The organism is Sulfitobacter indolifex, from assembly GCF_022788655.1.
GTDB lineage: Bacteria > Pseudomonadota > Alphaproteobacteria > Rhodobacterales > Rhodobacteraceae > Sulfitobacter > Sulfitobacter indolifex.
Genome location: NZ_CP084951.1, coordinates 2,848,835 through 2,861,792, shown reverse-complemented (window position 1 = coordinate 2,861,792; position 12,958 = coordinate 2,848,835). Strand labels below are relative to the sequence as shown.

Sequence of the window (12,958 nt, the reverse complement as noted above, 5' to 3'; positions counted from 1 at the left end):
CAACCGGAGGAGACGACACTATGAAACTGAACACATCCCTTTTGGCCCTCGCGGCCTGTGGCCTTGGCACCGTTGCCGCAGCCCAGAACGCGAACCATTTCTTTGCAGAGCGCCATTCGATGGTCCGCGGGCCCTATGTGGAATTCGCCGAGCGCGTGGCTGAAGAAACCAAGGGTGACGTGAACTTCACCGTCTTCGCCGGCGGCTCGCTGCTGCCGCCCGCCGCCTCTTTGCAGGGTGTGCGCGACGGCGTGGCGCAGGTGACCTATCACGCAGGCACCTACACCCCGTCCGAGCTTCCGGTCGCGAACCTGATCGGCAACTTTGCCTTCTACAATACTGACCCGATGGTCATGGCCTTTGCCTCGACCGAATTTGGCCTGACCAACGAGGCCGCGCTGGCCGAGTGGAAAGACAACGGTGTGGTCTTTGGCGGCGGCTATTCGACCTCGGAATATTACATGATGTGCAACACGCCCGTGGCCACCTATGAGGACATCCAAGGCAAGCGTTTGCGTATGGCGGGCGGCGCATGGTCGCGTTTTGCCGAGCATGTGGGCGCCGTGCCCGTGTCGATCCCCTCAAGCGAGATGTACACCGGCCTCGACACAGGGTCGCTCGACTGTGCCGTGGCGGCTGCCGATGCGCTGGATTCCTTCTCTCTTTCCGATGTGGTCACGCATCTGAACATGCTGGCCGTGGGAAACTACTACGCGGGTTTTGAATGGGGCTATAATCCGACGTTCTGGCAGGGTCTGTCGCGAGAGTCGCGCGACGTTTTGTTTGACCAGATGGCCTATTACTTGGCCCAGCACCGGGTTGAGTTCGACAAGGATGTCGAAAAAGCCGTCTCTGCTGCCAAAGAAGGCGGCCTAGAAGTCTTCGAGCCGGATCAGGCGCTCAAAGATGCGCTGGCGGAATTCGTGAAAGCGGATGAAGCTGTGCTGATTGAAAACGCCAAGGGCCGCGGTATCGAGAACCCCGAAGCGCTGCTGGAAGACTACAAGCGCATTGTGGACCGCTGGGCCGAGCTGCTGGCAGATGTGGATCACAGCGACACCGATGCGTTGGCCGCGCTGGCGAAGGCAGAGATCTACGACAAGCTGGACCGTGCAACCTACGGCATGAACTAAGCCTCAAGACTACGCAAAAGGGCAGGGGCGCTGCGAAGGCGCCCCTATCCGGCGCTCATCGGCTGCCAGCACCCACGAGGCGCTTCTGTCATAAGGGTCCGATTGCGCACCAGCATTTCCCCGCGTGAGAAGACATGGCGCGGAAGGCCTTTGACAGTGGTGCCCTTAAAGGGATTGTACCCTGTGTTGTCATGAAGATCATCGGCGCCATAGGTATATGACAGTTCCGGATCCCATACCGCCAGATCCGCGTCGAACCCTTCGACAATCGCACCTTTGCCGGCCAAACCAAAGGCCCGAGCAGGGGCGGTGGCGGTCAGCTGTGCGAAAGCCTCAACCCCCATGCGCCCCTCGCTCACCATAGCGTTGAACATCAGCGGCAAGCGCGTTTCCAACCCCGGCATCCCATTGGCGATTTGATTAAAGGGGGCGTCCTTGCCATGGGCGAACTTGCCGCTCGCATCCATGCGGTAGGGCGCATGGTCCGAGGTGATGAGCTCAATCGTGCCATCGGCCATGGCGTCCCAAAGCGCCTCTTGGTCGTCGAGGCTACGTTGCGGGGGGGAGCACATGAAGCGGGCCGGGTTCTCGCGCTCCAAAATGTCCTCGGTCATAAACAGGTAATGCGGGCAGGTCTCGGCCTGCACCTTTACGCCACGGGCACGGGCCGCGCGGATGATCTCGGCCCCTTCGCGGGTCGAGACGTGAAAGATCATTATCCGCGCCCCGGTGAATTCGGCAAAGCGGCACATCCGGTCGATGGCCTCAACCTCGGCCGCGCGGGGGTGGGAGGCAGCGTGGTATTTCGGCGCGATCTTGCCCTCGGCCAGTAGCTTTTCGGTCATATGGCCGATCAGCCCGTCATTCTCAGCGTGGAAGCAAACCAGCGCGCCCGCGTCGCGGGCCAAGGCGAGGATGTCGAGGATTGATTTGTCATCTTGGCGCACTTTTGCGTAGGTCGTGAAAATCTTGATTGAACGATGCCCCTCGGCGATCAATGTGGGAATGTCCTGTGCCAGGTTGCCGTTGCCGGTATCGGCGACAATCATGTGAAAGGCATGGTCGATTACCGCGCCCTTTTCAGCCAGCGCGGCATAGTCCCCGACCACCTGCCGCATTTTCTGGCCCGCATGTTGTGCCGCGAATGAGACGGTCGTCGTCGTCCCGCCCATCGCGGCGGAACGGGTGGCACTGCGGAATGTGTCGGCGTTCATCAGCCCGGCGCCGGACATCTGTTCGATATGGCAGTGGGTGTCGACGCCGCCCGGTAGGACAAGCAGCCCGCGGGCATCAATTTCAATAGGGGCCGAAGAGGCAATGGCCTCGCCCAGCTTTGCGATCTTGCCCTCCGAAATGGCGATGTCCCGAACCGCCTTACCAGATGGGGTCACAACAGTGCCGCCGCGAATGATGGTATCAATCTGTTTGCTTTGCATGGCGACCTCGACGATATGCTGTGTCAACGACGTTGAAAATAGTTATGCCGTGCGTATACCATTTGGTATACCGTTTAAAGACATATTGCGTGGGGCGGCGTATTAGACGCCAAAGGGAGGTGACATGGCCGATAAGACAGAGACGCTGGGGGATACCACCTTTAAGCGGCTGAAGGCGATGATCCTTGATGGAACGTTAGAGCCGGGCACCCGGTTGAGCGAGAAGAAATTTGCGGACCATCTGGGCGTGTCGCGCACACCAGTGCGCGAGGCGATCGGCCAATTGGTCAGCGAGGGCCTTGCCAAGCGCAGTGCGGGCAGCGCGCCGGTTGTTTCGAGCGTGTCTTTAAATGAGATTATGGAGATCCTCCACGTGCGTAGCTTGCTGGAATGTGAGGCGTCACGCAAAGCCGCGTCTTCGGGCAAGTCCACCGCCGAATTGAGCGATATTCGCAATAAAATGCAAGGGTTTATAGATGGCCCGCGCCCCACGGCGGCAGAGCATTCGGCCCTCGATATGCGGCTTCACTTCATCCTTGCCGAGATGGCTGGCTCCAATCTTTTGCTCGAGCTGATCGAAAGTCTTAAGGTCAAAACCGGTATGTATGATCAAGGTTCCATCCCCGATCGTCTGGTCCCGGGTTGCGAGGAACATATCGCTTTGATCGACGCGGTTATCGCCGGGGAACCCGAAGCAGCCAGCGCTGCGATGAAGCTGCATCTCAGTAATGTTCGAAAATCGATCATTTCGCACATTTATCACCCATTCTGATCCCGCTTGAAGCAGCGCCACCGCAAAGGTGGTTGACTCAGCATTCCGAGTGTATACCGTATGGATACCAATTAGGAACGCAGTGGGGACTCTATGCAGGCGCAACGACCTGAGGGCGGTATTGTTCTGGCGATCACCTTCCAGTACTACCGTGATCTGCCGACAGCGATGCGCTTTTACGAAGACGTGTTGGGTCTCACGCTCGCCATCGATCAGGGCTGGTCCAAGATCTACCGCATTGACGGTCAAGCCCATGTCGGCCTCGTGGATGAAACCCGCGGCATGCAGAAATGGCAGGACAAAAAGACCGTGCAGCTTTGCCTGCGGGTGCCGGATGTGGATGCTTGGTATGCTTGGGCCGAGGCCAATGCCGTCCCCGGTCTGACCCAGATGTTCGACAGCGACGAGCTGGGCATCCGCGCCTTCGCGATGAACGACCCCGAAGGTTACCAGATTGAGGTCCAGACCGCGCGCCCGGGGCACTGAACGGCGCTTTCATGAAATTCTCAAGACAACAATGAAAGAGGGCCGAAAAAGCGGCCCCGTCCCCCATCCAACAGTGGAGAAACCTGCGATGAAATACCTGAGTGAAACCGCGCTGCGTGTCGCTGCCCTCGGTCTGGCCTTGATGGCCACCACGGCGGGCGTGGCGCTGGCCGAAAAGGCCGTAACCATCGGCCTGACGTCCGACCCCAGCCACCTTTACCCGCTGGCGGGCGAAGAGCTGTCCTCGAACATCATGTATTACCACCTCTATGATCCGCTGGTGAAACGCAGCGCCGATCTGTCCTTTGGTCCCGGCCTCGCGGAAAGCTGGGAAAACGTCGATGACACGACTTGGCGGTTCAAGCTGCGCGCGGGGGTGAAATTCCACAACGGCAATGATTTCACTGCCGAAGACGTGGTTTTCACTGTCGAAAAAGCCCGAGAGTCGATCCGCCCCGATCTGGTCGCGAATATCGCCTCTATTACCGCCGTGGATGATCTGACAGTCGAAATCACAACGCCAAAGCCCTATGCGGTGCTGCCCAACGATTTGGCCGAATTGCTGATCCTCGACAGTGAATACACCGAAGCCACCGGCGACGAGAAGATGGACCTCGAGCCGATGGGCACCGGGCCTTACAAACTTGGTGAGTGGATCAAGGAAGAGAAACTGACCCTGAATGCCTTTGACGGCTACTGGGCCGGCGCGCCTAAGATCGACACGGTGACCTTCCGCCCGATCACCAATCCGGCGACCCGCACTGCCGCGCTGTTGACCGGCGAGGTGGACGTGATTCAAGACCTCGCCGTACGCGACGTGGACCGGGTCAAACGCGAAGAGGGTTTTGAGGTCGTCACCCGCCCGAGCCTCTTGAACGTCGTGCTTGCGATGGACACCCGTGCCAAATCGCCCACCATTGAGGGTGACAACCCGATGGTTGACCAGCGGGTGCGCGAAGCCATCGCCCGCGCGGTCGACACCGATGCGATCAACAAGATCGTCATGAACGGGCTCGCGACACCCAGTGACCAATTCGTTCCAGAAAGCCACATCGGCTATGCCGACGGCATGAGCTTCCGCGAGATGTACCCCGTGGACATCGAAAAGGCCAAGGAACTGATGGCCGAGGCGGGCTATGCCGACGGCTTCACCATGACGCTCGACGCCACCAACAACCGCTACGTCAACGACGCGCAGATCGCGCAGGCGCTGGCGTCGATGCTGGCCAAGATCAACATCGATCTGCAGCTGAACATCATGCCCAAATCGAATTTCTGGGGCTACATCCGCGTGCCGACGGAGCAATCGAGCTTTATCATGTCGGGCTGGGATGTGCCGGCGGGCGATGCGGGCTCGATGTATGGCGCGCTGTTCTACACCCGCGACAAGAAAGAAGGCTACGGGCAGGTCAACCGCGGCTCCTACTCCAACCCGGAACTGGATGCGCTGGTCGATAAGGCCGACGCCACGCCCAGCATCGAAGAACGGGACCAGTATCTACAGGAAGCCTCGAAAATCCTGCTGGCCGATATTCCGATGATCCCGGTCCACTACGAGCAGGACATCTATGCCAAACGCGATGGTGTCAGCCTTTCGCCGCGCGTGGATAAGTTCATCTGGGCCTACGACATGGACGTGGCCGAATAAGCCACGCCCCCGCGACCCCGGCGGCCAAGCGCTGCCGGGGTCTTCCTCCCCTTGCCGAAAGACTGTAGCCGCCGATGTTCGGATATCTGCTGAAACGCCTGATCCAGATGAGCCTCGTGCTCTGGGTCGTCTCTGTGATCGTCTTTTTGATGATGAGTTTCACCGGCGACCCGGTGTTCATGGTCGTGCCCATCGACGCCACCGATGCCGAGATCGCGCAGGCGCGGCGTATCCTCGGGCTCGATCAGTCGCTGCTGGTGCAATACTGGCGGTTTATCACCAGTCTGTTGCAGGGCGATTTTGGCAACTCCTATGTCTTCCGCCAGCCCGCGATGACGCTGATCCTCGAACGCCTTCCCGCAACCGTCGAGATGGTGCTGGTCGCCATGGCGTTGGCCCTCGCGGTGGCCATTCCGCTTGGCGTCTATGCCGGGGCGAACCCCGACAGCCGCATCAGCCGCACCATCATGGCAGGCTCGCTCTTGGGTATTTCGCTGCCGGGTTTCTGGGTCGGCATGGTGCTGATCTTTCTCTTTGCCGTGCATTGGGGCATTTTTCCCTCCTCGGGCAGGGGCGACACTGCCGAGATTTTCGGCCTGCGCATCAGTCTGCTGACCGCAGACGGCTGGCATCACATCATTCTGCCCGCTGTGACTCTTTCACTCGCCACCATGGCGATCCTGCTGCGCATGACCCGCGCAGGCATGATGGAGGTCGGGCGGCAGGACTTCATGAAGTTCGCTCGCGCCAAAGGGGCAACGCGCCGCGATGTGCTTTATAAACACGGGCTGAAAAACGCACTCATTCCGGTTATCACCATCTTTGGCCTGCAACTGGGCGACCTCATCGCCTTTGCCACCATCACCGAGACGATCTTTTCTTGGCCCGGTATGGGCAAGCTCTTGATCGACAGCATCTACCGCGCCGACCGCCCGGTGATCGTGGTCTACCTGATGCTGGTCGCACTGATCTTTGTGGTGATCAATTTCCTTGTCGACATCGTCTACACGCTGATCGACCCGCGCATCACGCTGAAATGAGGGCGGTGACATGACGGCATTCTTCCAATCCGAATTTTTCTACAACTACCGGCGCAGTTCCTCGGCAATGATCGGCAGCGCACTGATGGCGTTCTTTGCGCTGGCGGTGCTGGTCGGCCCCTTTGTTGTGAGCCAGAACCCTTATGACATTGCGGCGCTGAACCTGATGGACAGCTACAAGCCGCCCGTCTGGCTCGACGGTGGCGACCCGCAGTTCTGGCTCGGCACCGACGGGCAGGGGCGCGACGTTTGGGCGTCGATCCTCTATGGCGCGCGGATTTCGCTGTTCATCGGGTTGGTGGCGATGGTTGCGTCCTGTGTCATCGGCACGCTGCTGGGGCTGATCGCCGGGTTTTATGGTGGCTTGGTCGATAGCGTGATCATGCGGATTGCCGACATCCAATTGTCCTTCCCGTCGATCCTGATCGCTCTGTTTCTCATGTCCGCCGTGGGCACCGGCGTCGATAAGGTGCTGATCGCGCTGACGGCGGTGGGTTGGGTGGTCTATGCCCGCACCGTGCGCGGCTCGACCCTGTCGGAGATCGAAAAGGAATATGTGCAGGCGGCCAAGGTCGCGGGCCTGCCCAATGCCAAGATCATCCGCAAACATGTGCTGCCTAATGTGCTCACGCCGCTCATCGTTATCGCCACCATTCAGGTCGGTACCTTCGTGTTGATCGAAGCCTCGCTGTCCTTCCTCGGCGTGGGCGTGCCGATCACCCAGCCATCGCTGGGGCTGCTGATCAAAAACGGGTTTGACGTACTGTTTTCGGGCCTTTGGTGGACCAGCGTCTTCCCCGGCGTCGCAATCATGATGCTGGTCTTCGGCATCAACCTCTTTGGTGATTTCCTGCGCGACGAACTGAATCCAAGGTTGAAATAATGGCGGACACAGCACCGAAAAAACTGCTCGAAGTGCGCGATTTGCGGACCCATTTCCACACCTTCGCGGGCACCGTAAAGGCCGTGAACGGCGTCAGCTTTGACATCGCGGCGGGCGAGGTCATGGGACTGGTGGGCGAGAGCGGTGGCGGCAAGTCTGTCGTCGGTTTCTCGATCCTCGGGCTGATCGACTGCCCCGGCAAGATCGAAGGCGGGGAGATCCTGCTCGACGGCGAAGACCTCGTGAAAGCTGGCGAAGCGCGGCTGCGCGAGATCCGGGGGCGTGACATTTCGATGGTGTTCCAAGACCCGATGACTTCGCTTAACCCGCTGCACTCTGTCGGTCGGCAGATGGACGAAGTGCTGCGCCTGCACAGCGATCTTGACGTCAGAGCGCGTCATGCGGCTTGTGTTGAGATGTTGGAAAGCGTCGGCATCAGTCAGGCCGAAGAGCGGCTCAAGGCCTATCCGCATCAGTTCTCCGGCGGCATGCGCCAACGAGTCGTTATCGCCATCGCCCTTCTGGCGCGGCCCCGGCTCATCATCGCAGATGAGCCGACCACCGCGCTCGACGTAACCATTCAAAGTCAGATCCTCAAACTCATGCGCCGCCAGATCGCCGAGAAGGGCGCTTCGATGATCCTTGTCACTCACGACCTGGCCGTGGTCTCGGAAATGGCCGACCACATTACGGTGCTCTACTGCGGCAATGTGGTCGAACGTGGGCGCACCCGCGAGCTGATCGAAGCCCCCGCGCATCCCTATACCCGCGGGCTGATCGACAGCATCCCCGATCTGTCGAACCGCCACGAACGGCTGACCCAGATCCCCGGCACCGTGCCGGACATTCGCAACCTGCCCAAAGGCTGCAACTTCCGCGACCGCTGCCCTCGCGCGCAGGCGCTTTGCGCCGAGGTCGAGCCAAGCCTCTCCGCGCAGCGGGGATCGCTTTCCGCCGCCTGCCACTTCCCCTTGAGCCCCGGAGATTCCGCATGACCGACGCCACCGCACCGATGCTCGAGGTGCGCAATCTTGAGATGCATTTCTCCCTTGGCGGCTCGGTGCTTGACAGGCTGCGCTTTGGCAAAAAGGGGCCGCGACTTGATCGTCCGGTGGTGCGGGCGGTGAACGGTGTCAGCTTCAGCATCAACCGCGGAGAGATCATGGCGTTGGTCGGCGAAAGCGGCTGCGGGAAATCGACCGTCGCCAAGACCATTGCGCGGATTTACAAACCCACTGGCGGTGCGTTGCGGATCGACGGCGAAGATGTAGCCGACCATGGTTTCGCGCAGATGTTGCCAGTTCGCGCCAAGATGCAGATGATTTTTCAAGACCCCTATGCCTCGCTCAACCCGCGCCAAAAGGTGCGCGACATCGTGGCCGAACCTCTGCTTCAGCAGACCGCGACTGCCGCCGAGCGGCGCGAGGTTCCGGCGAAGATCGAAGCGCTTCTGGCCCGCGTTGGCCTGAACGCGGAACACGCCGGGCGCTATCCGCACCAGTTCTCGGGCGGGCAGCGTCAACGGATTGGCATCGCCCGCGCGCTGTCGGTCACGCCGGGGCTGATCATCGCGGATGAGCCGGTCTCGGCGCTGGATGTGTCGATTCAGGCGCAGATCCTCAACCTGATGAAAGACCTGCGCGATGAATTCGGCCTCGCCTACCTCTTCATCAGCCATGACCTCTCGGTGGTGCATCACATCGCCGATAAAATCGGCGTCATGTACTTGGGCTTCATGGTGGAGAACGCCCCGCGCGACGTGCTCTTCTCGCGTCCGCGCCACCCCTACACCCGCGCGCTGCTCTCTGCCGCGCCCAGCATCAAGGAAAAGCGCGACAAGGAGGAGATTGAGCTTTCAGGCGAGGTGCCCTCGGCACTGTCACTGCCTTCGGGCTGTTGTTTCCGCACCCGCTGCCCCTTTGCATGGGACCGCTGTGCCGCCGAGCGGCCTGCCTTGCGCGATGTGGGCGAAGGGCAAACCGTCGCCTGCCACTTGATTGATGAGCCGGAAAGGGATGTCGCATGACCATTATCGCACAGGCACGGCTGGGGTTGCATGACCCGCATGACTGCACCGATGCGACGGATGAGTTGACGGTGTTGCACGCGGTCTATGACACGCTGGTGAAACGCGAGGGGCAGGGCTTTGTCCCGGCGCTGGCGCGGTCTTGGGAGGTGTCGGAGGATGCGAAGGTTTGGACTTTCTCGCTAGAGCCGGACGTGCAGTTCCACGATGGAACGCCCTGCGATGCTGCTGCTGTGGCTGCCTCGCTTGAGCGCATGGCACGGGAGGACAAGGGCTATACCTTAGGCGCGCCCGCCGTCTGGCGGCAGTTTTTGGGCGAGGCAAAGCTAGAGGTGCTGGACCCAACGCGGCTTCGCGTCACGCTGACCGCGCCGATGGCCGATCTTCTGGATGTGCTGGAGCAGGGCTTTATCGTCGCGCCCTCGGGTCTTGCCGCGCTGGATACGGGCGATCACAGCGCGCAGATCGGCAGCGGCCCTTACCGGATCACGCAGATCTCGCCAGAACGCATTAGCGCCACCCGCGTCGCGGGGCATTTTTCCGGCACCCCCGCCAATGCCGAGATCACCTGGCTGTTGGAGCCAGATGCAGCGCGACGTCAGGCGATGCTGGCGGAGGGCGCGGTTCAGGTCGCCAATGGGTTGGACTTCGGCGCCTCACGCGCACTCGGCACCATGCGGCATGAGTTTCTCTCTCCCGTGGCGATCATCTATCTGCTCAACGCCGCGCGCGGGCCGCTGGCGGATGCCCGCGTTCGCCGCGCGCTAAGCCTTGCCGTCGACCGCGAGGCCCTTGTCGAGACGGTCATGCAGGGCGCGGCCCGGCCCCTGCGTGGCTTTGTCAGCCCGAACCATTTTGGCGCAGGCATGGGGCAGGGCGCGCAGATGGACCGTGAGACAGCGCGCGCGCTGCTGGCTGAGGCCGGGCATGGCGGTGGCGTGACGCTTGAGGTGGATTGCCCCACACGTCTGCCGGATGAGGCCGAACGGCTTACCGCGGCGCTGGCTGCGCAGCTTGCCGAGGTGGACATCGCGCTCGACGTCCATACCCACCCCGAACGCGAAGACTATGCCCATATGGTCCGCCGCAAAGAAATACGCGACCTATGTGTCTTTGATAGCAGCCCGATGAGCACCTACCGCGTGCTCTTTGAGAAGATCGACAGCCGTGTCGCCGGGTCTTGGTGGCAGGGCTATGCCAACCCGCAGATCGAGGCGCTGATCGACGAGGGCCGCGTCACGACCAACCGCGCCGCCCGGGCCGAGATCTGGCGGCAAGCCTATGCGCTGCTGCAAGACGACCCGGCCTGGCTCACGCTTTACAATCCGTTGCGGGTGATCGGGATCGCGGGGACGCATCCGGGTTTCGCCATGCCTGCCGATGGGGTGATTGATGTGACGCAACTGCCTTTGTTGGAGGAGACCACCCATGCAGGCTGATACGCTTCTGACCGGCGGCGCCGTCATCACGATGGACCCGGCGCGCCGGGTGATTGAGAACGGCGCAGTGGCCGTATCGGATGGCATCATCACCGCCATCGGCACTGCGGCGGAACTGGGCGAACAGGTGCAGGCGGCGGAGGTGATCGACGCCACCGGCCATGTTGTCTTTCCCGGGCTAATCGATGTCCACGCCCATGCGGGTCACGGGTTGATCAAAACGATGGGGATGCATGGCGGCGACCGGTGGGAGGCGATCTGCGGCGAGGTCTATACACAAGTCTCGCCCCCCGAATTTTGGCACGCCGAGGCGCGGCTGGCCGCGTTGGAGCGGTTGCGCTTTGGCGTGACCACAGGGGTTTCGCTGCTAGGCGGTGGCGATACGATCATGCGCAGCGACCATCCCGATTATGCCGCCGCGCATTGTCGCGGCGTGCTTGAGGTCGGCACCCGCTCGGTCGTCGCCATCGGCCCCACGCGCGCACCGCATCCGCTGACCTATGCAGATTGGGAGAGCGGCAACCGGCGGCCCTATTCGGTCAGCTTCGCGCAGCAGTTCGACACAAGCAAAGCCGTGGCCGACGATTGGCACAACACCCATGCGGGCCGGATCAACATCGCCATGCTCTACCCCGTGCTGCGCGATGAACATGAGCGCGATATGGCGGCCCAAGACTATGCCGACGCCTGCGACCAAAGCCGCGCCGTGCGCGCCTATGCGCGCGACAAGGGGCTGATCTTTACCCAGGACGGCCATTGGCGGGGCTCCATCCGCCGGGCGCAGGCGCTTGGGCTTTTGGGGCCCGACGCTCTGCTGTCACATTGCATTGATCTGCATGACGATGAGATCGCTCTGGCGGCAGAAACCGATACCAAAATCGCGCATAACCCCTCGGCCAATGCATCGATCGCAGGCCGCTGCCCGGCGACTGAAATGATGGAGATTGGCGTTTGTGTGGTGCTTGGGTCTGATGCCACGGCACCGGATCGCTCAGGCGATATGTTTCGGCACATGCAGCAGGCGATGCACTACCACCGTCGGCACTTCCGTGACGCCGATGTGCTGCCCATCGGCAGAGTGCTAGAGATGTGTACCATCGACGGGGCCAAAGCGCTCGGGATGGACGAGCGCATCGGGTCTTTGGAAGTCGGCAAGGCTGCGGATATCGTTACGCTTGACCTTGCGCGACCCCATCTACAGCCGGGCAATATGCCTGCGCATCGGCTGGTCTGCTTTGCCAATGGTAATGATGTGAGCAACGTCATGGTCGGCGGCGAAATGGTGCTGCGCGATGCCCGCGCCACCCGGCTGGATGAGGCTGAAGTGCTACGCGATGCCGCCGCAGAGGCCGCGTTGATGGTCGAGCGGATGGGCAGCGCGCAGGATCTTGCGCTGCCTTCTGATTTTTGGGGCCGGAAGGAAAGCCAGCTATGACGATCTACATCATCAACCCCAACAGCAGTCAACATGTGACACAAGGCATCGACCGCGCAATTGATCCGATGCGCGCCGCCAGCCCTGTGCCGATCACCGCCCGCACACTGGCCGAAGGCCCGCCGGGGATCGAAACGCAGGCGCATGTTGATGGCGTCGTGGGGCCCATGCTCGCGCATTGTGCCGCGTTGGAAAATCAGGCCAGCGCCTTTGTCGTCGCTTGTTTCTCTGACCCCGGGCTTGCCGCCCTTCGCGAGCAATCGAGCCGCCCTGTGCTTGGCATTGCCGAGGCCGCGGTGCTGACGGCCATGACCCTTGGCCAACGGTTCGGCATCCTGTCGATCCTGCGCCGCTCGATCCCCCGTCACATGCGGTATTTCGGTGCCATGGGCGTGATGGACCGGCTGGCGGGTGATGAACCGCTGGAACTGGGCGTGCTGGAATTGGCCGATGAGACCCGCACCTTCGAGCGGCTCAAGACTGTCGGCACCAGCCTGCGCGATGGGGCCGGTGCCGATGTTCTGATCCTCGGCTGCGCTGGCATGACCGCCTTTCGCAGCGACCTTGAAACACAGCTTGGCATTCCCGTGGTTGAACCCTGCCAAGCCGCGACGGCCATGGCCATTGGCCGGGTCGCCTTACAACAGACACGATAGGAGA

At 61.4% G+C, this 12,958-nt stretch carries 12 protein-coding genes; 11 read left to right on the top strand and 1 reads right to left on the bottom strand.

Annotation, left to right across the window (positions count from 1 at the left end):
* Positions 1 to 20: 20 nt before the first annotated feature.
* Entirely contained in the window at positions 21 to 1,133 is a 1,113-nt protein-coding gene (locus DSM14862_RS13950; protein ID WP_007117915.1) for a C4-dicarboxylate TRAP transporter substrate-binding protein, read from the top strand.
* A 44-nt stretch (positions 1,134 to 1,177) separates the two neighbouring features.
* Here the strand turns inward: DSM14862_RS13950 and hydA are convergent, their stop codons facing one another.
* Positions 1,178 to 2,569 carry a dihydropyrimidinase gene (gene hydA, locus DSM14862_RS13945; RefSeq protein WP_040700633.1) on the bottom strand — a complete coding sequence of 464 codons (1,392 nt, stop codon included), beginning with the start codon at positions 2,567 to 2,569 and terminating at the stop codon, positions 1,178 to 1,180.
* Between the two features lie 124 nt (positions 2,570 to 2,693).
* Between hydA and DSM14862_RS13940 the strand changes: the two genes are divergently transcribed.
* The 10 genes from DSM14862_RS13940 to DSM14862_RS13895 all read left to right on the top strand — a co-directional run bounded on the left by DSM14862_RS13940 (position 2,694) and on the right by DSM14862_RS13895 (position 12,954).
* Positions 2,694 to 3,341, top strand: coding sequence for a GntR family transcriptional regulator (locus DSM14862_RS13940; RefSeq protein WP_007117913.1), 648 nt, complete (start codon positions 2,694 to 2,696; stop codon positions 3,339 to 3,341).
* A gap of 93 nt (positions 3,342 to 3,434) precedes the next feature.
* A complete protein-coding gene (locus DSM14862_RS13935) occupies positions 3,435 to 3,827 on the top strand; it encodes a VOC family protein (RefSeq protein ID WP_007117912.1) in 393 nt (130 codons plus the stop codon).
* An 88-nt stretch (positions 3,828 to 3,915) separates the two neighbouring features.
* A complete protein-coding gene (locus DSM14862_RS13930) occupies positions 3,916 to 5,475 on the top strand; it encodes an ABC transporter substrate-binding protein (protein WP_007117911.1) in 1,560 nt (519 codons plus the stop codon).
* 74 nt (positions 5,476 to 5,549) lie between these two features.
* Complete coding sequence (locus tag DSM14862_RS13925; RefSeq protein WP_007117910.1) at positions 5,550 to 6,515, top strand: ABC transporter permease; 966 nt, start codon at positions 5,550 to 5,552, stop codon at positions 6,513 to 6,515.
* Positions 6,516 to 6,525: 10 nt separating this feature from the next.
* The gene (locus DSM14862_RS13920) at positions 6,526 to 7,398 is read left to right on the top strand and encodes an ABC transporter permease (protein WP_007117909.1); all 873 of its coding nucleotides are present in this window, start codon (positions 6,526 to 6,528) and stop codon (positions 7,396 to 7,398) included.
* A complete protein-coding gene (locus DSM14862_RS13915) occupies positions 7,398 to 8,393 on the top strand; it encodes an ABC transporter ATP-binding protein (RefSeq protein ID WP_007117908.1) in 996 nt (331 codons plus the stop codon). The genes DSM14862_RS13920 and DSM14862_RS13915 overlap by 1 nt, the downstream gene beginning before the upstream one ends.
* Positions 8,390 to 9,424 carry an ABC transporter ATP-binding protein gene (locus DSM14862_RS13910; protein WP_007117907.1) on the top strand — a complete coding sequence of 345 codons (1,035 nt, stop codon included), beginning with the start codon at positions 8,390 to 8,392 and terminating at the stop codon, positions 9,422 to 9,424. The genes DSM14862_RS13915 and DSM14862_RS13910 overlap by 4 nt, the downstream gene beginning before the upstream one ends.
* The gene (locus DSM14862_RS13905; RefSeq protein WP_007117906.1) at positions 9,421 to 10,863 is read left to right on the top strand and encodes an ABC transporter substrate-binding protein; all 1,443 of its coding nucleotides are present in this window, start codon (positions 9,421 to 9,423) and stop codon (positions 10,861 to 10,863) included. Before DSM14862_RS13910 ends, DSM14862_RS13905 begins: the two co-directional genes overlap by 4 nt.
* Positions 10,853 to 12,298 (top strand): amidohydrolase family protein, encoded by a 1,446-nt coding sequence (locus DSM14862_RS13900; protein ID WP_007117905.1) that lies wholly within the window; start codon positions 10,853 to 10,855, stop codon positions 12,296 to 12,298. Before DSM14862_RS13905 ends, DSM14862_RS13900 begins: the two co-directional genes overlap by 11 nt.
* Complete coding sequence (locus tag DSM14862_RS13895) at positions 12,295 to 12,954, top strand: aspartate/glutamate racemase family protein (protein ID WP_007117904.1); 660 nt, start codon at positions 12,295 to 12,297, stop codon at positions 12,952 to 12,954. Before DSM14862_RS13900 ends, DSM14862_RS13895 begins: the two co-directional genes overlap by 4 nt.
* Positions 12,955 to 12,958: the final 4 nt, after the last annotated feature.